The following is a 22,426-nucleotide window of genomic DNA, read 5'->3' as shown; positions in this document are numbered from 1 at the left end:
TCATATCTTCGTAGCGTTTTTAGTGTTAAACTCATAATATTATATTCGTCAAAAATTAAGCTATTGGCTTTAATACTAAAAAGACATTTCATATCCGGAATCAGGCGGCATCCTTTTTCCGGATACTTTTTTTCATGATGGTAGTGTTTATAAGGTTAAACAATATATTATTTCAATTCATTATTTCTTATTTTTTATATAGCATACATTTCCTTCTATTTTATAGTTAAATCCTCCCACTATCTCTCCCATAACATTCATTATTTCTTCGATGCTGGCATTCTGTCGGAAACTGAAGTTATATTTATCATTACTGAAACTACTTATATTACATTGGAAAGTAACATTAAACCGTCGTTCTAAAGTAAACAGAATCTCTTTCATTGTTTTTCCTCTAAATACAAACAATCCTTTCTGCCAGGCAGTCACATCCTCCATATTCGCATTGGCAAGATAGCTTTGGGATGTAGTATTCTGATAAACAATCTGTTCTCCGGGGTTCAATATATAGCTATTCTTCCCCCCATTACAGTCTACTTTTATTTTACCAGTCAGCAATGTTGCTATTATCTCATTAGTCTCCGGGTATGCTGCCACATTAAATTCTGTACCTAAAGCTGTGACAGATACTATACCCGACTTCACGATAAAGGGTTTATCAGGATTCTTCATCACCCGGAAATTTGCTTCCCCTATCAGATATACGGTACGTGTATCTCCTTTGAATATTTCCGGGTAGAGCAGTAAAGTCCCCGAGTTTGTCTGTACTTTACTCCCATCGGGCAGTTCAATTACATTCATATTGCCGGCAGAAGTAAAGTTCTCTACCATGGCTGCTTCCGAATATTTATTCTTTGTCAAGAAGAACGTCCCGGAAATCGAGATTGCGAAAATCACAACCGCGGCAGCCGTATATTGCCATACCCGTATTCGGAACCCTCGCGTTTTCTTTTGTTCGTTTACACCTACTTTATCATATACTTCAGAAAGGGAGTTCCATGTGTCTGTGTTGATTTTTCCCTCTGTTTCCTCCCATAACGTATGCAGTGCAGCATCTTTTTCATCCGCATGCTTCTCATCCACTAACCATTGATGAACTTCTTTGGTCAGTATCTCATTGTGCCGGGAAGCTGTAAATGCACTAATAATTCTTTGAATATAATCCTTCATTTTTTATTGCTTATATAATATAGACAACTAGCTAAAAGAGACTACTCAACCGAAATACAAAAAAAATGCAATTAATATGACTTTTTTTAGTTCTTGCAGTGCCAAATAGATATGGCGCTCCACTGTACGGACTGAAAGTTGCAGATTATCAGCTATTTCCTGATTACTCAGTCCTTCCTTCCGACTCATAATAAAAACTTTTTTTCGCTGTTCCGGCATGCTGTCCAATGCCAATTTTAATAATAGTTCGATTTCTTTTGCGTACAGTTCGTCATGAATATCTGTCTCGAAAGATGGAGAATCTTCCTGTGCCAATTGCTCCTGATAGTTGAACTCGACAGATTTATGTTTTATGAAATTATAGATGTGATTACGCACCATCGTATAAATATAACTATTCCATGTATCTTGTTTTTCCCAAATCTCCGGATTATCCCATAATTTGACAAACACATCCTGCGCGATGTCTTCCGCATCATCTTCCGATTTTAGAATCTTCCACGCAAAAGCCTTGACTTTCGGGAAAGTAACAATAAAAAATCGTTCGAATTTCTTTTTTCTTTCTTGTTCGTCCAGGTAGTTCATCTTAGATTTTAGGTTATTATTATTTATATAGGAGTCAAATGTAGATTGTTTAAACGGAAAAAACAAATAATGGGACAATAAAAAAAACATCTTGTTTTTGCGTATCCGGGATAGTATATACTATCCCGGATACGCAAAAACAGGCTTAAAACAGCCATAAACCTATCAAAACATATGTTCTATCAAATGTACTTGCTCTAAAGTTATTCTCCTTTCGTTTCATTTTTTGGAAGTTTGTGCTTCCATCCTTACAACATAATAGGCGTCTTTATCTACAAGTATTTACAGTCCGAACAAGACAGGGGTTAAACCTGCATAAGCACTTATTGCATGGTTAAAAAAGGGAAACTGCCGGCAACGGCAATTCCCCTTTTTTTAATTAGCAATACATTCTATTTATAACATACTTAATTATCAGGACAACGTACTCCTTCCGTCCACGACACGCTTCCGGTAACAGTTACGTCCCAACCATTGCCCGACCAGTCTTTTATTGCTTTTCCGGTGCCCTCATTACATCTCCAATAAGCGAGAAGACCGTCGGATGTAGGATCTACATAGCAGATATTATTAGCAATATCAGCCTCACTTAGAGCTTTTGTCCATACACGCACCTCACTGACGGCACCCTTCAATTGGCGACCGCCTGCAGAGTATCCAACATAAAATCCCTTGGAAGCAGCCAAATCTATCGGACCACGAGGAGCATCAGTCGTAGCATTCAACTCTCCATTGATATATAATTTGATCTGTGCCCCATCATAGGTTACAGCCACGTGATACCATTTATTCGTTTCGAATTGTAAAGTACCTGTAACAGGGAATTTTCCACCTGCCAACTGAATCTGGTTCTTATCAATATTCACATCACCAAATCTCAAAAGGAAATTCTCTTCAATACCCATAATAGAACTAATAAACGGATTACTCCCCTTAAATTCTTTCACATAGACTCGGGCTTCCATAGTAACCTGAGGTACAGATTGCAGACTCTCGTCATCTGAAAATGGTACAGCAAAATATCCACTTCCACCAAAATCGGTAGCATAAGTAATGATAGTCTGATTAATAACAGCATATACAGTTCTTGAGCTTTCCAATACCGGCAACCCGCCTTCTACGCTTACAATAGAAATCGGTAGACAATAAGTCACACCTTCTTCAAAATCCTCCACAGAAGTAATGGACAGACGCAATGGGTTGGAAACATACTTACCTTCTGCAAGCACTAATGATGTAGCAGATAATTGATAACACCCTTTGGGTAGAGGCTTATAATTTTTGGCGTACTCCTTATTATAAGACTCAACTAGTTCCGGCCTCACTTGCACTTGAGCCGTCACATCATTCTTCACTTTACAAGAAGCTGAAATGCTAATACCAATATCCGACGGACCATCTATCGAATATTTAGTCGTAGGAGTTGTTTCGGTTCCCGTAAAATATATCACATCTCGAAAATCTTCTTCATTCTTGCAACCTGTAAACAAAGCGACAATAGCTGCTATAATCAATAATTTCATTTTCATAATATTATTCCTTTCATTGAAAAATTAATGAGCCGCAGGATTCATAATCTGAATAGCCTGACGGAGAAACTTATATTCCTCGTCCGTATGATTATACTCATACTCCATATGATAAGAGCCACATCCTCCTTTCTTCCCTTGAGTAGGATGGAAACGTGCCATTCCGATCAGTGAAGCCATAACATTCCCCTCCTCATCTTTATAATCCGTTTCACCGCCGGTTCTCCAGCTCTTCTCAAAGTCTTCGGTGAAAATATATTGTTTCGGCTTCCAACCATTCTTGTCCGCATTGTCAAATCTGTCCTGCAAATCCGTATAAGAATGGCAATAGTATGCCTGTACAATGCCGTAGTCAAATAATTCCGCCAAACCTAAATTCAGATGATAAGGTACTCCGTCAATAGCCAGCAGTTTACCCGTCCCGGAAGCCGGGCCTAAGCGTTCACTAAGCTTTCTTACAAAAATTTCCATATTATCCATATGCCCCTCCCATGATACCAACGGACCTTTTCCACCAAATCCCGGTTCATAGTCCAAATCCAATCCATCATATCCATACTTGGAAACAGAATCACAAAGGGCAGAGGCATAAGCCTCTATTCCTTCTTTTGTAACATCAAATGGTTCGGGAATCTCATGAGCAAATACGGTAAACATCACTTTAGTTCCTTTTACTTCCTGTACATATCTTAAATCGGCAATCTGCTCGGGGTTCAAGTTAGACCAAGCTCCCCAAATAGATATTAAGTCGACACTATCCGGTACCGAAGTCAAGTATTTCGATAGAGCGGCTCCTTTAGCAGTCCAACCACCAAACCAGCCAAATGCCAGTTGGTGTTCACTCTTCTTATAAGCTCTCAAATTAGCATAATATTCTTCAGTTTTTATCTCAGGCTTCTGAAGTTGTAGTGGTTCAATATCCGTATCGCAAGCAGTAAAGCATACTACAGCAAATAAAGCCACAGCTATATTTTTCAACAGTTTTTTCATAACTATTCTATATTAAAAAGATCATTTTCTTACTTTCTTATCCCACCATAATTTGGTTCCACCATTATCATTTCCTCCAAGAAGTTGGATGGCTTTACTTACTTCTTCTTCATTCGTATCATATTCTGATTGAGGGAAAGGCAAGCGGCGAACCTGTAATTCAGTATCAATCACGCTACTATTTCTATTTGTAAGTACCGGAAAAACTTTGGGGTATCCTGTACGGCGAAATTCAGTCCATGCTTCCTGTCCGTCAGGATATATAGCCAACCACTTTTGCGTCAGAATCCGCTCCAACTTTACTTCAAAATCATCATTCTCGACCCAAGGAACCGTGATGGTAGGCAATAATGAATTGCTAGCCGAGACAGAGCCCGAACCGGCTTTTGCAACGAAGGCTGCCGGCTTAGCCGTACTATTCGTCAGATAACTACCCAATGAGGCCTTCCACTGTTCGAAAGAAGTACGTATACCATCTTCATACAGTTTTTTTGCGTCGCCGTTCATCGCCCAACCTCTGATAGCGCCTTCAGCACGAAGGAAATACATCTCTGCCGCAACCATCCATTGTACCGGAGTATTTTCCATCACATTGGGAGAAGATAGTTTTTCGTAAGCAGTTTTGTTATAGATGCTATTTCCCAATCTTGCCCCATGATAACCGCCTAATGCCGATTCCTGAAAATACATAGGCAGACGGGTATCATTATATCCGACCAGGAAACTCTCCATGAGTGCTCCCATTCGTATATCGCTATAACTATCCCAACATATTTTCAACGGGTTAAATACAGAAATCCCCAAATTGGACTTTAAAAAAGCATTTTCTGCATTTGTCTGCATAACTCCCGATTTCACAGCTTCTTCAGCATATTGCTGGGCCAGCTTCGGTTCCACATACACCAAACGCATAGCCAAACGCAATTTCAAAGAATTGGCAAACGTAATCCATTTAGCAAAATCACCGCCATAAATCATGTCATATTTTTTCAGTGGTTTTGAAGAAGGATAATTCGCCACGTAATTCTTCAACGTAGTTATCGCCTTGTCCAAATCGTCGAAGAAAGATTTATAAATCACTTCCTGAGAATCATAAGGAGTGGTAATCTCTCCATGTCCGAATTTCAAATATGGCAAAGGACCGTAAATATCTGTAATGCGATGCATAGCTTCAACTTTTATGATTTCTGCAACTGCAAAAACCTCGGGATATTCTTCACGGCTTTTGTCCTTCACTTCTTTCCATGCCGGCATCACCTTCCTGAAAGCTACAGAAAAAGCCACATCATTCCAACGGTCATACGCCAGATTATACTGCGATGCATTATTCCCGTAATTCCAAGTACCAATAGCTGCCATATATCCGGAATGGATATCTCCCGCCAAATTCTGTGCACGCTGAAATTCATTGGCATCTACATCACTGGTAGGCACCACATCAGCCTGCATAGTTGGAAAGAAAGCTCCGATCTTAATCAGTCCGGCCAACATCTCGTCAGTGGCCTCATACTGATTTGTATTATATTCATCAAAATTGCTGGTACATGAGTACATCATAGACAAAAAACACAATGCACCAATCGCATATTTCCAATTTAATCTATTTTTCATGGTTATCAAGCCTTAATTAACATCAATATTGAAATTTCACACTAAATCCTATGCTTCTCAAACTCGGTTGCATAAAGTAGTCAAAGCCTTGATAATAAGTTCCCGTAGAAGCAGTAATTTCCGGGTCGAACGGGGCCTTATTATGGAACATGAACAAATTCTTTCCAATCAACGAAACAGTCAGATTATTTATCGCGTTATTGAACCATTCGGTAGGGAAAGTATAGCCCAGAGAGAGTTCTCTCAACCGGACATTCGTCATACTGTATGTATAATGTGCCAAAGCTCCTGTAGAACCTGAACCGACTACTGAATAGTAATCTTTCGCTGTCATCATATGGCCGTTCACCATCACACCGCCGTTATCCCTTGCAATGGCAGTAGTCGTCGATGTTCCGAAACGATCCATCAATGCCTGAGTGGCCGAAACTCCAACTCCACCGATGCGGGCGTCAATCAAGAAACCTAAGTTGAAACCTGCATAGCTAAAGCTATTATTCCATCCCCAATTGAAACGGGGGGCATTGCTACCTGCTTTAATCCAAGTTAACGGATCCGTACTGATTGCTCCGGTCTGCGGATTTACTTTTACGTTACCCTGATGGTCTATAGCCAATCCTGTCACATAAATATCGTTCATCGTTCCTCCTTCTTTCAGTATCATTTTATAACTACCCTGGGGACTGAACGGCTCTATTTCTTTCACATTCATCAACGCTCCTGTGACCGGATTTCTCATATCTTTCGGCAATAGTTCTTTGATCTCATTACGGTTCATCGTAAATGTGAGATTAGAGCGCCAATTCACTGGCCCTAATTTGGTTTTCACACCTAAACTGGCTTCAATACCCCAGTTATTTACTTTACCGGCATTCACATAGTATTGGTTGTATCCGCTGCTCGGCGGCATTGTGAATGTAAAGAACTGATTATAAGTATTGGTGTTATAATAGGTCACATCCAGATTCAGAAGGTCATGGAACATCCGTATATTGGCTCCAAGTTCAAAAGCTTTCGTACGTTCCGGCTTCAGGAAAGTAGCCGGGATATTAGGCAATGTCTGCAATTTACCTCCATCCAACTCATAAGTTGCGGAAGTTACATATCGTACAGGTGCATTGCCGACTTCACTGTATGAAGCTCTCAATTTCAAGAATGAAATTCCTGCTTTTGACAAATCCGCCATTTCTGTAATCACCGTTGACAAACCCGCAGAATAATAAAAGAAACCTTTATTCTTATTCTTTGTAAAAGCGAGAGAAGAGTACCAGTCATTACGCCCGGTCAAGTCCAGAAATGCCCAACTCTTATATGCTAATTGGAATGTCGCAAATACCGCCTGTGAATTATCATGATAACCACTCTGAATCGGTTTGGTTTGAGCACCGTTACGATCTATATTAGAATAAGAGAATAAATTGGGAACAGTCAAAAGATGCCCTTCGTATCCAATCACTTCATTGGTCTGATCTGTGAAACTTCCGCCGACATTAGCGTTTATTCCCCAGTCCTTCCAACGTTTATTGATTTGAGCCATCACATCACCATACGTATTTTTATATTCAGTCTTCATATTCATGTAGTTACCAAACTCAGAAGCAAACAATGTGCTTGAAGAAGCTGATATTTTACGAGTATAAGTATCATTGCTATTATCCACGCGCAGACGTCCTACAATGTTCAACCACTCCGTCACTTTATAATTAGCAGAAGCCGTAAATGTGTAGCGTGATTTCTTATTAGCAAAGTTTTCCCGATTAGTTATCCAATACGGATTTTGCATGCCCAGCCCTTGCTCTTTGTAAGGCCAGAACTGAGTGTCGTAATACAGCTCAGGATTATAACGCTCAAAGACCTTATACTTATTCATATCGTCTCCACGCGGAAATAAATACAATGGAACCAGCGGATTATGATATTGCCCCTGTGACAGCATATTATTATTGTTAGTCATAATATATGATGCGCTCATATCCAGAGTTAGTTTATCTTTAATCAGCTCAGTTGTATTACGCAACGTAAAGTTGTAACGATTATAGGTATTATGCGGAATGATACCCCGTGCATTGGTAGAAGCAGCCGAAAAGTAAGTTTGATTGCGACTATTTCCTGCCGACAAGCTCAAAGAGTTAGTCTCACTGAAACCGGTTTGAAAAAAATCTTTTGGTTCCCATGATGAGGGAGTATTCATTTTCGCCCCCCAACTAGAGAATGTTTCTTCAGGAGAACCATATGTGTTTTGAAATTCAGGCATCACAAATGGAGACATAAACTGTGTGTCATTGGAATAACTCACCCGTAGTTTACCTTCTTCTCCTTTCTTTGTAGTGACCAGTATCACACCGTTTGCCCCTTGTGTTCCATACAGTGCCGCAGCCGCCGCACCGGTCAGTACAGACATGGATTCAATATCATCCGGATTGATGCCGGAGATTCCATCACTATCGCCGCCATCGGGTGATTCATAGAAATTAGCTTCCTGATTGCTACGCATATCAGCCAAAGGAATACCATCCACTACATACAAAGCGTTGTTTCCTCCAAAAAGAGACTTGGTACCACGCATAACAACACGTGCCGACCCGCCTATACCCGAAGCGTTCTGATTAATCGTGACACCTGCCACTTTCCCGGCCAGACTATTAATAAAGTTAGCATCTTTTACACTCGTCAAATCTGCAGCTTTCATTTCCTGCACATTATAAGTCAAAGATTTCGTCTCACGTTTAATACCCAGCGCAGTCACTACGACTTCACTAAGCACTTGATTGTCTTCTACCATCACGATAGCTAAATTCGGATTATCCGTGACCTTCAACTCCTGCTGTGTATACCCGATATAGGAAACCTCCAGCACTGCATTTCTCTCTGCCTGAAGTGTAAACTGCCCATCCATATCTGTAATAGCGCCGACTGTCGAACCTTTCACCTTGATATTTACACCAATCAAAGGTTCTCCTTTCGTATCCTTCACTACACCTTTTATCTGAATCAACGGGTTCTGCTGAACAACCTGTATTTTATTTGTAGAAAGGATAATCTGTTTATCCACCACGGTGTAAGCAATATTCGTCCCTTGGAAAATTTCACTAAGAATATCCAATATTTTTCCTGACTTATTACTTACAGAAACGACACGATCCGTTTGAATCGTCTTATCATTATAAAGGAATACGTACTCCGACATTTCCTCTATTTTATTCAACACTTGCTCTATTGTAGCATTGGACATAGAAATAGCTATTCGTGTTCGCTGGGCATAGCTATTCTCAGCTGAAAGCTGTAAAATCACAGCAAAAAGTAGTACCAGACTGATCCTCATAACTAAAGGTAGTTTTAGATTTAAAGCATATTTAGGATATAATGCAATAAATGAATGATTTTTTTTCATACATTTGCGGTTAACTAAAGTTTATTACTATAATGAACTATGGTTTGATTCCGGTTAGCGTTTGCAAGACTCTTTTACCGTGAATCTGAAAAATCGGGGGAAGACAGCTGTTGGTAGCAGCTTTCTTCCTTTTTTTTGTAATTACTGTGTTATATCATAGGCTATCATTTTTTTAAAAGGTTACTAATATAAATCTACTATTATTTTTTTCTTTGTAAACGTATCATCTTCTTGCTGCACTGCTTCTTCTGTTCTCCATTTCAAAGCAGCGGATTTAGCAAGGTAATCCAATATTTGAGGCAAGGTTTCATTTCTGAAAGTTGCACGATATTTATATTCTTTTCCCGATATATTATTGAACTGAATATCTACATTAAAATGTCGTTCCAAACGTTCAAAGATTTCGCCTAATTCTGTATTACGGAATATCAACTTTCCATCTTTCCATGCCACCTTTTCATATACGTCGACCTTGTTTTTCGATAGTTCTCGTTCCAGTTTATTATAGCGCAATTGTTCTCCCGGCACTAACTGAGCTATTGTTTTTCCATCAGGAGAAATGACATTCACTTTACCTTTCTCCAATACAGTTTCAACATAACTATCATCTTCATAAGCATTTACATTAAATTTTGTTCCATAAACATAAACACTTAAACCACCCGGAGTATTTACATAAAAAGGACGTTCATGGTCTGCTTCAACTTCAAAATATGCTTCTCCTTTCAACTCCACATTTCGATTATCTTTTTTGAAAACTGTAGGATAGCGCAACGTACTTCCAGAATTCAGCCAAACAACCGAATGGTCAGGGAGCTCATAACGAATAATCGAACCTCTGGCAGCCATTACTTCGGCATACTTTTCTCCTGTTTCCTCTCCACCCCAATACAAATATCCCAGTATTAAAGATGATAACAACAATGGTATAGTTAAAAAAGCAGCATAACGCATTAACTGATTATACATTTTCTTTCTCCTATCCTCTATTATTTTAGCTTGTGCCTGACGATAGGCACCCAATACATCAATGGACTCCATTTCTTTAATATCATCTCCCAACATTTGCGCTCTACGGAGCAATGATTCCGGATTCATATTTTCCATATTTTCTTTCAACATCTTTATCTTTTTAATTGCAATTACATTTATAATACAAATGACTCTTTCAAAAAAGGACAGGTAAAACAAACTTTTTTTATTTTTTTTCGCCCTACATCTAATTGGAATGACAATACAATCCTAAAAGACAAAAAAAAATAGCATATTTTGGATTAGCTTGTTATCTTGTTATATATTTGCAGCGAAAATGAAAAACAACAGAATCTCTAAATAATGAAAATATCTTTTTCAAAACAGGCCAAAGAACTGACTTTCAAGCAACTTTATGAGGAATACTACGCCCCATTCTGCCTGTATGCTAAAAGGTTTGTTGACGATAAAGACATACGTCAGGATATTGTTTCGGACGTGTTCACTTCATTATGGGACAAGTTGGATACCGATTCTTTTGACTTACAGTCGGACACAGCATTAGGATATATCAAAATGTGTGTGAAAAATAGCTGTCTGAACTTTCTGAAACATCAGGAATATGAATGGAGTTATGCTGAAAATATACAAAAGAAGGCTCCTATTTATGAATCAGAGCCGGATAGCGTATATACACTCGATGAATTGTACAGGATGCTATACGAAACATTGACCAAACTTCCCGAGAATTATCGCAATGTGTTTATGAAAAGCTTCTTTGAAGGAAAAACTCATGTGGAGATTGCGGAAGAAATGAATCTTAGCGTAAAATCTATCAATCGGTACAAACAAAAGACTATGGAACTTTTGCGAGAAGAACTTAAAGATTATTTGCCACTACTTCTCTTACTATTTTCTTATCCGGAATAGTTTTCATGCACAATTTACTCTCATACCCTCACTCCCTCTCTCTTTCCCCCTGTTTATCGGTGTTTCAGCTATGAGAGCAAGCATGGTAGTCCCCCTGAGAGTAAAAGTTACCCTCACTCTCATCTATACAAAAAGCAGGATGCTAATATCTGACATACAGGGTATTAACAGTTATTGCGTCAAGTATTAACACTCTAAACGTCAGCTATTAATAGTTGGAAAATCAGGTATTAATAGCTGGGAAATGATATAATAATGACTGAAAGATGAAGTAGTGTGCCCCGAAATAATAAGTTGAATGAAAGAATAGATGCGGGCTAAATAATCGTAAGCAATCGTCACGTGTAGGCAAAATAATCGCAACGTGTAGAGATACGACGAGTTTCAAGGCTCGAAACTAGAGTTTCACACATAGGAAACTAAAGTTTCACCTGTTTGAAACTTTAGTTCCAATTGCTTGAAACCATTAGTTTTTTACCGATGAAACTCTAGTTTCTCTTTGTTGAAACTAAAGTTTCAAACAAAGGAACTAACTTGGAACTTGCTTCTAAAAGAGGAAGCAAGAAAAGGTGTGACAGCAAAAGTACTGTCACCGTGCTATCACATGCTGCTGTCACAGCACTACTCATTCACAATCAGATATTTAAATATAAACATGTGACAGATGACAGCAAATTTTTACTTTTTAATTCTCTAGTAGGATTGAGAGATTATAGTTCGGCATTTCCATATAGTTCAACCTATCTTTGCACCCAATGGCTACTCCTCAAACATATATAGAAATTCCCTCTCTTTTTTTGGCAATACCCAACAAATCTCTTATCTTTGTCCCTTGAAAGCCGAAGAGAAATGCGGCGTATTGAAACGTTTTTTGCGCTAAGAAAACTACCAATTTTATTATAAACAAAAAACATGGTCTCAATAAATCTGTTTCATACGTGCGACCTAAGGTCGGGCGTGTGAACATATTTATTAGATCGTGTGGGTATTGGTAGTACCTCTTAGCGGATAAATATGGACTCAGCGCCCGACTTCTTATATAAATAAGGTATATATCAGGATCAGGATGCGAGTGTTCAATCATGTTGAATCACCCTAAAAGGTATATATTTTATGGCACACTGGAAAACAATCAAGCAAGTATCAGAGAAATACGGCATTGCCGAAACGACTCTCCGCGGATGGACTAAGTTAGGTTACATCACACATTCCATTATCAATAATGTCGTAATGCTGGATGATGAGAGTATGACCCGCCATCTGGATACTCACCAAGTCAAAGGGTTGAGTGACGATGATTTAAACAAATTAATCAAAGAAAAAGAATGGGAACGCGAAGTGATTCTTTCTCGGTTTGATGATGAACTTTTCCTGTTGAAAACCCAAAAACTCTATGAACCGCTTTTCCATATCCTTATCAAAGAACTCGGTCAATTGATTACCGACAACGATCAACGGGATTTATTCCTTACTATCTCTTCCGGCGAACCTATTTCACGGGTAGCTGTACGCCACCAGATGACATATGACGAAGTTGTGGCAAAATATAGCTCTATCCTCGATAAGCTAGGCAGGAATCAAGAAAGAATCGCTACGCTCCGAACTCAGGCAATGGCCCCCTTTAGCAAATATGAAACCGACAATCCGTTGGAGATTCACTTATCCCGATTTATCAACGACCGTGCATGCCATATTTTACGTAAACTGGAAATATATACCGTGTACCAGCTTCTGCAACATACTTCGAAATATGGATGGCCCAGCTTGAAACGTCTCGATGGTATGGGAGCAATCACTTACAACGAGATAATAAACTCATTGTATAATGCCAATTTTATTGTTATCAATAAAGACAAAACAATCACATTATCGCCTGAAATAGCGACATTAGTGCTGTAAGGCTCATAATAAATAATACAACAGAACGATATCTCTAGAAAAAAAACTATCTTTGCTAGATAATTGTTCTAAAGAACAAAAAATAATAGAAGAAAATGGAAGCAGTGAAAGGAATTCCTTATGGCATGTCCAATTTTACGGATGTAATAGAGCAGAATCGTTATTATGTAGATAAAACGATGTACATTCCTATGTTGGAAGATCAAGCAAACTATTTGATTTTTATCCGTCCGCGCCGTTTCGGAAAGAGTTTGCTCCTAAGTATGCTGCGTGCCTACTACGACCTTTCATCAAAGGATAAATTTCAGCAACTATTCGGCAATCTTTGGATTGGGCAACAGCCCACTCCTTTGCAGGGAACTTATCAAATGCTCTATCTTGACTTCTCCAAAATAGGGGGAAATATAGACGAACTACCGCAAAGGTTCGATTCTTATAGTGCAGTGCAACTTGACGATTTTCTAAATCGATATCGGGAGTATTACACAGACGAATTTATATCCCGTTTTAGTTCTGCCGAAAAGGGCATTGACAAATTACATATATTGGATGCAGAGGCACGCCGTTTGGGCTATCCTCTATACCTTATTATTGATGAATACGACAACTTTACCAATGTTGTACTCAATGAACTGGGAAATAAAATTTATCATAACATCACTCATGCCAGCGGATTCTACCGGGATGCTTTCAAGAATTATAAAGGCATGTTCGACCGTATCTTTATGATAGGCGTAAGTCCCGTCACTTTGGACGACTTGACAAGCGGATTCAATATCGGATGGAATATCAGTACCAATCCGTTATTCAATCAGATGCTAGGTTTTTCGGAAGAAGATATACGTACTATGTTCCGCTATTATCAGGAAGCCGGACAGTTGGATGCCAATATCGAAGAAATGATTCTGGAGATGAAACCGTGGTATGATAATTACTGTTTTGCACGTCAAAGTTTGGATTCGGATACAAAAATGTTTAACTGTGACATGGTGCTTTATTATTTACGCAACCGAATGCAACTAGGAATATCTCCTGAGCAAATGGTAGACCCCAACACCCGTACAGATTACAGTAAGATGAAAAAACTTATCCAACTCGACCGTCTCGACGGAGATCGTAAAGGGGTGATCAGGCGCATTGTCGAAGAGGGGCAAATACTGACAGAGTTATTCAACTCCTTCTCTGCTGACCAAATCACGAAACCGGAAATATTCCCCAGTCTGCTTTTCTATTACGGAATGCTGACTATCATCGGAAAACGTGGTGACCGTACCCTGTTAGGAATTCCGAATAACAATGTCCGTAAACAGTATTATGAATATCTGTTGGAAGAATATCAATCTAAAAACGAGATAAATTTCAACCACTTGAAAGACCTTTATGACGATATGGCTTTCGACGGTCGTTGGCAACCGGCATTGGATTTCATCGCCAAAGCATATAAAGAGAATTCTTCCGTACGCAGCAATATCGAAGGCGAACGTAATATACAGGGTTTTCTCACTGCCTATCTTAGCATAAATTCCTATTACCTGACTGCACCGGAAATAGAGTTAAGCCACGGTTTCTGCGACATGTTCCTCATGCCCGATTTACAACGCTATCCCGAAGTGAATCATAGCTACATTCTTGAATTAAAATACCTGTCTAAAGATAAGTTTGAAATACAAGCTGCAGAACAATGGGAAGCGGCTATCAATCAGATTCATAATTATACGGCAGATTCGAAAGTGCGCCAATTATGCCAACACACGCAGCTCCATTGCATCGTTATGCAATTCTGCGGATGGGAATTGGCACGAATAGAAGAAGTATAACAACTACAATAGTTTCTCCGCTAACGTGCGGCATTCGACACGGTTGATTTTACCATTCCCCGTTTGAGGAATAAAGTCCACCATTCGAATATACTTAGGACAATCATAAGGTGGCAGTATCTCCTGCACCTTATTTTTTAGTTCTTCCATATCCAACTGACCTTCGATTAATAAAGTAACCGCTTGCCCCAAACGAGGATCCGGAACAGAAGTGATGACAAACGGCATAGGGATATACGGACGAAGGACTTTTTCTATTTCCTCTGCTTGTATTTTGATTCCACCACTATTGATAACGTTATCTTTTCGCCCTAAAATAGTAAAGCTGTCATCGGGATAGATGCGGGCAATATCATTAGTTTGCAAAATGTCATCACAGACCAAAGGGGCTTTAATGATTAATGTATTTTCGGGAGACAAGGACAGTTCGACCGAAGGAAAAGGATAATAATGTCCGGACGCCGAATTTCCGTTCAGACGACGCAGGGCGATATGGGATAATGTTTCTGTCATGCCATAAGTGGAATAGACAGCTATCGGGAGAGATTTTATTTCTGCTTCCAAAGCCTCATCTACTGCTCCGCCACCTATAATCAGAATCTCCGTTTGCTTCAACTGTTCTTTTTCTTCGGGAGTATGAAGAGTATTATAAACCTGCAAGGGAACCATTGCCGCAAATTTCAGCGGTTCGCTTATATCAGAAAGAGGATGACCGGAAGCAGGACGCACTATCAGATTCAACCCTGCGACCAGAGAACGCACCACTACCATCATGGCTCCGATATAGCGGAGATTCATACATAACAAAGCAGTGTCTCCCGCTTGCAGATTCAGAAATTCGCAAGTCAGGCGTGCGCTTTGCATCATTTGGTCTTTGCGTGCAACCAGTTCTTTCGGCGTACCTGTGGAACCCGAAGTATGGACAGTTATGACAGAAGAATCATTGAACCACTCGTTCAGGAAAAGATATAAATCCCATATCGCAGAAGGATAGTTTTCTGCTCCTTCTGCTACAAAACGGGCTATATCATCAGAAGTATATTCTTTTCCTTCCAATAGCAAACGTTGCTGTTTTCGGTCGAATATCATCGGATATTATTAAATTGCGTCATTACAAAACCACAAGCAGTCTTTTCTTATTTCAAGGGGCATTTCTACGTTGTCCGTAAAAAGTTGCCCTGTTCCCAAGCCTTGTGGCAGCGGATTGTCGAAAGTGGCACACCATTGGGCGATGGCATTCAGACCGATATTTGATTCCAGGGCAGAAGTAATCCACCAGCCGATATGCCGTTTTTCCGCTTCGGTAATCCATTCGTTACCCCCGCATATTCCACCGTGAAGAGAAGGTTTGAGAATTATATATTGCGGACGGATGGCTGAAAGTAACTTTTGTTTTTCTTCCAAAATGTTACATCCTATCAGTTCTTCATCCAAAGCTATCGGCAACGGAGATTCGGAAGTGAGACGTGCCATTTCTTCCCATTGTCCGGCACGGATAGGTTGTTCGATAGAATGTAAGTCGAGTTCGGACAGGCGTTTCAGTTTATCCATTGCATCAGCCGGAGAGAAAGCGCCGTTGGCGTCTACACGCAGTTCTATTTCTTTAGAAGAAAAGTGGGCGCGGATATGGCGGAGCAATGCCAGTTCCTCTTCAAAGTTGATGGCACCAATCTTTAGTTTGATACAACGGAATCCGGCTTCCATTTTCTTTTCTATCTGGGAAAGCATCTTATCAAAATCTCCCATCCAGATAAGCCCGTTTATCGGAATCCCAGCTTCTCCGCGTGAAAAAGCCGTATCACATAACGCCCAACTCCCCGCAAAGAAATGGCGGATAGCCGTCTCCAAGCCAAACAGGATAGAGGGATAGTCAGATAAAGAATCGACATCCAGTATTCCCTGCCGTTCTTCTACCCGGCGACAGGCTTTAATCAATATATTCTCGTAATCGGGAAGGTCGTCACAGCTCAATGCAGGCAAAGGAGCGCACTCTCCTATCCCTACCCTGCCCGGAAAGTCGGGAGAAATCAGATGAAGATACCAGACCTTTCGTGTCGTATATGTGCCTCGGGAAGTCCCTGCCGGTTGCTTGAAATGAAGCAACCGGGGGATAATTTCTATCTTGCAGTCCATTTATTAAAAGGGAACTTGTTATTAAAGGAATTTGTTATCAAGAGAACTTGGGATTAAGGGAACTTGGGATACTGTTTGAAGTTCGGTTTGCGTTTTTCCAAAAACGCATTCTTTCCTTCCTGAGCTTCATCCGTCAGATAATAAAGCAGCGTTGCGTCACCTGCCAGTTCCTGAATACCTGCCTGACCGTCCAGTTCGGCATTCAATCCGGCTTTAATCATCCGCAAAGCCAACGGGCTGAGCTGCATCATTTCTTCCGCCCATTGCACATATTCGTCTTCCAGTTGCTCCAAGGGGACTACTTTATTCACCAGTCCCATATCCAGCGCTTCCTGCGCATTGTATTTCCGGCAGAGGAACCAGATTTCACGCGCTTTCTTCTGACCTACCACACGTGCCAGGTAAGATGCGCCGAATCCGGCGTCAAAGCTACCCACACGAGGGCCTGTCTGACCGAAGATGGCATTTTCCGAAGCGATAGACAAGTCACACACTACATGAAGCACGTGCCCGCCACCGATGGCAAATCCGTTCACGGCAGCAATCACCGGTTTCGGGATACTGCGGATTTGTTTTTGCACGTCCAGCACACTCAGACGGGGAACGCCGTCTTTGCCGATATAGCCGCCACGTCCTTTCACATTCTGGTCACCGCCCGAACAGAAGGCTTTATCTCCGGCTCCGGTGATGACAATCACATCAATATCCGCTTCTTCGCGGCAAATGCGCAATGCGTCACTCATTTCGGCAGTAGTAGTCGGGGTGAATGCATTCCGATAACGTTCACGGTTGATGGTGATACGGGCAATTCCATTATAGTAATCAAAGAGAATATCGTCGTATTCTCTGATGGTTGTCCACTCTCTTTGTGTTGACATAATCTATTTTTGTTTTAATTGGTGATAATAATTTTTCAGCATTCGTGCGTCTTTGTTCTTGCTGGTGAACACTTCCAATAATACAGGGCGTTCCTTCGCTTCCGGTTGAGTAAAAATCTGCATGGTTTCAGCCAGTTCTTCCTCATTCTCCGCTTGCAGATAAAGGAATCCGCGTTCTTCCGCCCAACCTTTGGCAGTTGTTTGATGAACGGCTACAATAAACTTCTGCGAAGTACCCGACATCTTGAGTCCCGGCAAGGTATGGAAAATCTCCCCGCCACCATTATTCAACAAAAGAATACGCAGGTTGGGACGGACATTCACATTCCACAACGCATTCATGTCGTAGAAGAAACTCAAATCCCCGATGGCTATAAAATTCAGCTTATCGGAAGCTGCCGCATAGCCGACAGCCGTAGAAAGCGAACCTTCAATGCCACTCGTTCCCCGGTTGCAGCAAACTTCAATCGTAGAAGGAATGGCATATAACTGGGCATAACGGACGACCGAACTATTCGCCAGATGCAAGGCGCATGATTCCGGCAAGGACTTTATCAATGCACCGACAGCCGCCATCTCCGAATAGGCAAATTCCGGTTCGGGGATGATTTTGCAATAATTCTCCCACACACGGGGGTATTCAGGAGTACGATTGTCGAGCAGGCTCGCTATCTTTTCCAAGAATTCGAACGGGTCCATTTCAATCACGGTAGTCAATGAACCGTAGAGGTCGACCACTTCACCGTCCGGCGATACGTGCCAATGTTCTTTGGGCGGATGCTGGCGAAGGAACTTCTTCAATCGTTTGGAGACGACGTGCCCGCCATAAGTAATCAGCAGTTCGGGAGACATCTGGTCTATTTTCTCTTCGGGCATGGCATAAAGCGCCGCGTCGAAGTTCTTCACCGGGATACCGGGAACAGTCTGATTGCCGATATGCTCCGTCAGCCAGGCAAAGTGCTTATATAATAATTTGGTATATCTCTTTTCAAACAGATAGATAAGGTTCATCTGACCGACAATAATCATCCGTTTCTGATATTTGTTCATGCGGTCGATGAGGTCGTTGTAATCACGGTCGTAGACGTTCAAGCCTTGATAACGCGTGATGACACGCACTTCGGGCAGGGCATCCGCCGTAAACTGGAACAACGGTTCGGAAATAGGGACATTGATATGAACCGGTCCCTTTCCGTGATGGTTCATCTCCAATAGGGCTTCATTTATCAGGCGGTTGCAGTACCATTCATCTTCATCCGTGTGAATCTCCGGAAGATTGACCGACTTCTTGACCAGCGACTGGAATACACCCGGTTGCGGAAGTGTCTGCCCGTCCATTTGCCCTATCCAGGCTGCGGGACGGTCGGCAGAAATGACAACCAGAGGAACATTCTGATAGAAGGCTTCTGCCACAGCCGGATGGAGATTCAATAATGCCGTTCCGGAAGTGCAGCAGATTGCGGCAGGCTTGCCACCATTCAACGTAAGCCCGATGGCGAAATACCCCGCACTCCTTTCATCTGTCACCGCATAACAGGTAAAATCAGGATGGTTGGACAAGGTATGCACGATAGGTACGTTACGGCTGCCCGGACACAATACAATTTTAGTAATCCCGTGCGCCTGAAGCAACGCAACCAGTTGGAGTATGTTCTTCTTATCTGTGTACATGATGGTTAGTGATTAGTGAATTAGTGATTAATAAGCTATCAGCCGTTTCATGGTCTGCAACTTCTTTTCCGTTTCCAGCCATTCGTCATCCAGTTCCGAAGAAGCCAGTAATCCGCCGCCGGCATAAAGGGTCAGTTGCTCGTCTTCGATATGCATACAGCGCAGGTTCACATACAAATCCGTCCTTCCGTCGGGGTCGAGCCATCCGATAAAACCGGAATAGTAACGGCGGTCGTAACCTTCGTTTTCCAATATGAACTGATAGGCTTCTTCCTTGGGAAGCCCGCATACGGCAGGTGTCGGGTGCAGAACTTTCAGAAGATTTCCCAAATCCTTATTATCTTTCAAAGAGAAATGAAAATCCGTTTTCAGATGCGACAATGCTCCGGCATAGGCAGGATAAGGCCCGTTCTCCGTAGAACGGATGCCTAATGAAAGAAGTTGCCGACGGATATAGGATGCTACATAATCCTGCTCTTTCCGGTTCTTCTCATCCCACGCTTGCGGCAATTTGCCGTCCTGCAAAGGCTGCGTTCCGGCCAGTGCGACGGTGTTCCATCCGTCTTTTTCGCCCGACAGGATGATTTCGGGCGTGCTACCTAGCCAGATACCCGTCTGAGGGGTATAGCATAGGTATATATAAGAATGGATATACCGTTTGCAAGCCGCACGGAACACTGATGAGGGAGAGAAATCCGGCATCTGACCGATAACGAGTTCGCGGGATAGCACTAATTTGTCAAAAGTCTCGTCGCGTAAGGCATTTATGAACGTATGGAAGCACGCGGCATACTTATCCGTACAAGTATTCAGAAAAGTTTCCTGCCCTTGCGTCTGCCCGGCTTTCTCCTGTTCTCCGTCCGTATCCACGTCCATCGGCAAGGGCTGTCCCGATTGGTCCGGTTGTATCAGCACAATCGGACATGTCTCGCTCACCCGGAACGGGGCGATGACAAATCCCCGCTGCCCGTTCAGGTCTTTGAGGTCGTAGATTAAGCGGACAGTTCCCCCGGCCTGTGTCAGCAGACGAGGGGTTTTCTCCCCGGGAATACGGTAAACGGCAAACGGCTGTTTTTGCCGGATGAATGTATCAATAGCTGTCAGATTACTTATTTCTTCGTCAATCATCTTTTTTTCATAACACTGTTGACTACCCGTATGGAAGACACCAGTTTGTTAGTTGAGGTAAAGACGTCTACATTCCATACATGGGATGAACGTCCTTTGTGTACAATGGTCGCTACTGCCCGCACGGTATCTCCTTCGTGGGCAGAAGAGATGTGGTTTCCACTGACTTGCATTCCTACTACAATTTCGTCAGGCTGGCAAAGAATCATTGAACCCAGTCCGGCAACCGTCTCCCCCAACGCAAGAGTAGCACCGCCATGCAATATTCCGAAAGGTTGACGTGTACGATGGTCTACGGGCATTGTGGCTTCTACACGGTCTTCATCAGCATAGGTATATTGGATTCCCAAGTTTCCCATTAATGCGTGGCGTGCCTGTGCATTCAACTGGTCAAGGGGGATTTCCGCTGCACGGACTTCGGCGATAATCGCTTTTTCGACAGCAAGAGCTACTCCGTCTTCTTCATTTGAAGTTGTTACATAGTCGGCACAAGCCTTCACCGAATCCTGAGAATGTCCCATAGCTACACCCAGTCCGGCCAATTGAAGCATGGTTACGTCACACACGCCGTCGCCGATGGCAATCACTTCTTCGCGTGTCACGCCCAGCACTTCGAGCAGGGCGCCTAACGTATTCGCTTTGTCAATGGCACAGGGAACTACCTCGAGGAAGTACGGCTCGGAACGGAAGACATCCAATGCTCCGTTCAGGCGTCTCTTCCAATGTTCTTCCAAGCCGACAAGCGCTTCTTCGTCATCGCTGACGAGCATACATTTGCAGGGAGCGAAATCAATGGCTGCGGAAAATTCGTCTTCCCGAATCACTTGCAGGTTGTTCAGTCGGGCTTCACTTTGGATATGTTCGTTTTCGGGAGAATCCGTAATAATCGTATCATCGTGATACGTGAATAACGCGAAGCCATTCTTGCGGGCTTTCTTTTCCAGGTAAGGAAGCATTTCGGGGTTGATACGGCGTTCGAACAGGATTTCTCCGTTCTGTGCATTGATTATCTGGCAACCGTTATAAGAAAGGAGAAAGCCGCCATAGTTTCCAAGTTCAAGAGACTTCGCCAGCGGCAGCAAACCATAAGTCGGTCTGCCCGAAGCCAGCACGATACGTACTCCCATCTGCTGAATTTTCAACAAAGCGGCCAGTGTACGTTTACTAATTTCTTTCGCATCATTAAGCAGTGTTCCGTCTACATCCAGGACCAATAATTTATACTTCATGGCTACACGATTTTGATTTAGATTACAAAGGTAGGAAATTGAGTGAACGACAGAAAGCGTAAACAGATAAAAATTACTTTAATTTCACTCTTTCAGACGCATTTCCAAATAATCGCGAAGGATTCGGGCATGATTGTACACCGGTTCTTTTGAAGCATAAAGGAGTGTCACCACCGGATGCGGCTTGATAAGGGACAGAAAATCGGTCACTGCCTGAGACGCATCCAGCTCTTTCAGATACAGGACGGAGAAATCATTCCAGTGTCCCGGTATATCTTCGTGAAACCACCTGCGCAGGGCGGCGGACGGTGTTATGTCTTTTGCCCAATAATCACATTTCAGCCATTCTTTTTTAATGCCGCGCGGCCATAGCTTGTCTACCAATACTCTGTATCCGTCTGTTTCTGAAAAATCCTCGTACACTCGCTTTATCCTAACTTGTAACATTACTATATTTATTTAATTAACTTTATAGTAATAAACCGAAAAAGCC

17 protein-coding genes are annotated in these 22,426 nt (G+C 41.9%); 3 read left to right on the top strand and 14 right to left on the bottom strand.

Going from position 1 to position 22,426, the window contains the following annotated elements; genetic code table 11:
- Positions 1-180 precede the first annotated feature (180 nt).
- From BacF7301_RS14210 to BacF7301_RS14180, 7 genes are all read right to left on the bottom strand, one after another.
- A complete protein-coding gene (locus BacF7301_RS14210; RefSeq protein ID WP_167963761.1) occupies positions 181-1,170 on the bottom strand; it encodes a FecR family protein in 990 nt (329 codons plus the stop codon).
- Positions 1,171-1,215: 45 nt separating this feature from the next.
- Positions 1,216-1,755, bottom strand: coding sequence for an RNA polymerase sigma-70 factor (locus BacF7301_RS14205; protein ID WP_167963760.1), 540 nt, complete (start codon positions 1,753-1,755; stop codon positions 1,216-1,218).
- A 407-nt stretch (positions 1,756-2,162) separates the two neighbouring features.
- Complete coding sequence (locus tag BacF7301_RS14200; RefSeq protein ID WP_167963758.1) at positions 2,163-3,284, bottom strand: DUF1735 and LamG domain-containing protein; 1,122 nt, start codon at positions 3,282-3,284, stop codon at positions 2,163-2,165.
- A 24-nt stretch (positions 3,285-3,308) separates the two neighbouring features.
- Positions 3,309-4,274 (bottom strand): glycoside hydrolase family 18, encoded by a 966-nt coding sequence (locus tag BacF7301_RS14195; RefSeq protein ID WP_167963756.1) that lies wholly within the window; start codon positions 4,272-4,274, stop codon positions 3,309-3,311.
- A gap of 21 nt (positions 4,275-4,295) precedes the next feature.
- Positions 4,296-5,885, bottom strand: coding sequence for a RagB/SusD family nutrient uptake outer membrane protein (locus tag BacF7301_RS14190; RefSeq protein ID WP_167963754.1), 1,590 nt, complete (start codon positions 5,883-5,885; stop codon positions 4,296-4,298).
- 22 nt (positions 5,886-5,907) lie between these two features.
- Positions 5,908-9,207, bottom strand: a complete 3,300-nt coding sequence (locus BacF7301_RS14185; RefSeq protein ID WP_167963752.1) for a TonB-dependent receptor — start codon at positions 9,205-9,207, stop codon at positions 5,908-5,910.
- A gap of 252 nt (positions 9,208-9,459) precedes the next feature.
- The gene (locus tag BacF7301_RS14180; RefSeq protein WP_167967208.1) at positions 9,460-10,383 is read right to left on the bottom strand and encodes a FecR family protein; all 924 of its coding nucleotides are present in this window, start codon (positions 10,381-10,383) and stop codon (positions 9,460-9,462) included.
- A gap of 228 nt (positions 10,384-10,611) precedes the next feature.
- Here BacF7301_RS14180 and BacF7301_RS14175 point away from each other — a divergent pair, with 228 nt between their 5' ends.
- From BacF7301_RS14175 to BacF7301_RS14165, 3 genes are all read left to right on the top strand, one after another.
- Positions 10,612-11,178 carry an RNA polymerase sigma-70 factor gene (locus tag BacF7301_RS14175; protein ID WP_167963750.1) on the top strand — a complete coding sequence of 189 codons (567 nt, stop codon included), beginning with the start codon at positions 10,612-10,614 and terminating at the stop codon, positions 11,176-11,178.
- Positions 11,179-12,291: 1,113 nt separating this feature from the next.
- The gene (locus BacF7301_RS14170) at positions 12,292-13,077 is read left to right on the top strand and encodes a DNA-binding protein (protein WP_167963748.1); all 786 of its coding nucleotides are present in this window, start codon (positions 12,292-12,294) and stop codon (positions 13,075-13,077) included.
- A 95-nt stretch (positions 13,078-13,172) separates the two neighbouring features.
- Positions 13,173-14,894, top strand: coding sequence for an ATP-binding protein (locus BacF7301_RS14165; protein WP_167963746.1), 1,722 nt, complete (start codon positions 13,173-13,175; stop codon positions 14,892-14,894).
- A 3-nt stretch (positions 14,895-14,897) separates the two neighbouring features.
- Here BacF7301_RS14165 and BacF7301_RS14160 read toward each other — a convergent pair whose 3' ends face one another.
- From BacF7301_RS14160 to BacF7301_RS14130, 7 genes are all read right to left on the bottom strand, one after another.
- On the bottom strand, positions 14,898-15,983 hold the full coding sequence (locus tag BacF7301_RS14160; RefSeq protein WP_167963744.1) for an AMP-binding protein: 1,086 nt from the start codon (positions 15,981-15,983) through the stop codon (positions 14,898-14,900).
- 9 nt (positions 15,984-15,992) lie between these two features.
- A complete protein-coding gene (locus BacF7301_RS14155; RefSeq protein WP_167963742.1) occupies positions 15,993-17,027 on the bottom strand; it encodes an o-succinylbenzoate synthase in 1,035 nt (344 codons plus the stop codon).
- Between the two features lie 53 nt (positions 17,028-17,080).
- The gene (gene menB / locus BacF7301_RS14150) at positions 17,081-17,905 is read right to left on the bottom strand and encodes a 1,4-dihydroxy-2-naphthoyl-CoA synthase (protein WP_024986206.1); all 825 of its coding nucleotides are present in this window, start codon (positions 17,903-17,905) and stop codon (positions 17,081-17,083) included.
- A gap of 3 nt (positions 17,906-17,908) precedes the next feature.
- A complete protein-coding gene (gene menD, locus BacF7301_RS14145) occupies positions 17,909-19,576 on the bottom strand; it encodes a 2-succinyl-5-enolpyruvyl-6-hydroxy-3-cyclohexene-1-carboxylic-acid synthase (RefSeq protein WP_167963740.1) in 1,668 nt (555 codons plus the stop codon).
- Positions 19,577-19,603: 27 nt separating this feature from the next.
- On the bottom strand, positions 19,604-20,704 hold the full coding sequence (locus BacF7301_RS14140) for an isochorismate synthase (protein WP_167963738.1): 1,101 nt from the start codon (positions 20,702-20,704) through the stop codon (positions 19,604-19,606).
- Complete coding sequence (locus tag BacF7301_RS14135; RefSeq protein WP_167963736.1) at positions 20,701-21,933, bottom strand: Cof-type HAD-IIB family hydrolase; 1,233 nt, start codon at positions 21,931-21,933, stop codon at positions 20,701-20,703. Before BacF7301_RS14135 ends, BacF7301_RS14140 begins: the two co-directional genes overlap by 4 nt.
- Before the next feature lie 84 nt (positions 21,934-22,017).
- A complete protein-coding gene (locus BacF7301_RS14130) occupies positions 22,018-22,380 on the bottom strand; it encodes a DUF488 domain-containing protein (RefSeq protein WP_167963734.1) in 363 nt (120 codons plus the stop codon).
- Between the last annotated feature and the right edge of the window lie 46 nt (positions 22,381-22,426).

Source organism: Bacteroides faecium (assembly GCF_012113595.1).
In the GTDB taxonomy this organism is placed as follows: domain Bacteria; phylum Bacteroidota; class Bacteroidia; order Bacteroidales; family Bacteroidaceae; genus Bacteroides; species Bacteroides faecium.
This window is presented reverse-complemented; position numbering and strand designations above follow the sequence as displayed.

What these genes read in the sequence shown, in the direction of transcription:
- BacF7301_RS14140 (WP_167963738.1), bottom strand. Translation starts at nt 20,704, where the DNA reads ATGATTGACGAAGAAATAAGTAATCTGACAGCTATTGATACATTCATC.
- BacF7301_RS14205 (WP_167963760.1), bottom strand. Translation starts at nt 1,755, where the DNA reads ATGAACTACCTGGACGAACAAGAAAGAAAAAAGAAATTCGAACGATTT.
- BacF7301_RS14180 (WP_167967208.1), bottom strand. Translation starts at nt 10,383, where the DNA reads ATGGAAAATATGAATCCGGAATCATTGCTCCGTAGAGCGCAAATGTTG.
- BacF7301_RS14170 (WP_167963748.1), top strand. Translation starts at nt 12,292, where the DNA reads ATGGCACACTGGAAAACAATCAAGCAAGTATCAGAGAAATACGGCATT.
- BacF7301_RS14200 (WP_167963758.1), bottom strand. Translation starts at nt 3,284, where the DNA reads ATGAAAATGAAATTATTGATTATAGCAGCTATTGTCGCTTTGTTTACA.
- menD (WP_167963740.1), bottom strand. Translation starts at nt 19,576, where the DNA reads ATGTACACAGATAAGAAGAACATACTCCAACTGGTTGCGTTGCTTCAG.
- BacF7301_RS14210 (WP_167963761.1), bottom strand. Translation starts at nt 1,170, where the DNA reads ATGAAGGATTATATTCAAAGAATTATTAGTGCATTTACAGCTTCCCGG.
- BacF7301_RS14165 (WP_167963746.1), top strand. Translation starts at nt 13,173, where the DNA reads ATGGAAGCAGTGAAAGGAATTCCTTATGGCATGTCCAATTTTACGGAT.
- BacF7301_RS14195 (WP_167963756.1), bottom strand. Translation starts at nt 4,274, where the DNA reads ATGAAAAAACTGTTGAAAAATATAGCTGTGGCTTTATTTGCTGTAGTA.
- BacF7301_RS14185 (WP_167963752.1), bottom strand. Translation starts at nt 9,207, where the DNA reads ATGAGGATCAGTCTGGTACTACTTTTTGCTGTGATTTTACAGCTTTCA.
- BacF7301_RS14190 (WP_167963754.1), bottom strand. Translation starts at nt 5,885, where the DNA reads ATGAAAAATAGATTAAATTGGAAATATGCGATTGGTGCATTGTGTTTT.
- BacF7301_RS14130 (WP_167963734.1), bottom strand. Translation starts at nt 22,380, where the DNA reads ATGTTACAAGTTAGGATAAAGCGAGTGTACGAGGATTTTTCAGAAACA.
- BacF7301_RS14155 (WP_167963742.1), bottom strand. Translation starts at nt 17,027, where the DNA reads ATGGACTGCAAGATAGAAATTATCCCCCGGTTGCTTCATTTCAAGCAA.
- menB (WP_024986206.1), bottom strand. Translation starts at nt 17,905, where the DNA reads ATGTCAACACAAAGAGAGTGGACAACCATCAGAGAATACGACGATATT.
- BacF7301_RS14160 (WP_167963744.1), bottom strand. Translation starts at nt 15,983, where the DNA reads ATGATATTCGACCGAAAACAGCAACGTTTGCTATTGGAAGGAAAAGAA.
- BacF7301_RS14175 (WP_167963750.1), top strand. Translation starts at nt 10,612, where the DNA reads ATGAAAATATCTTTTTCAAAACAGGCCAAAGAACTGACTTTCAAGCAA.
- BacF7301_RS14135 (WP_167963736.1), bottom strand. Translation starts at nt 21,933, where the DNA reads ATGAAGTATAAATTATTGGTCCTGGATGTAGACGGAACACTGCTTAAT.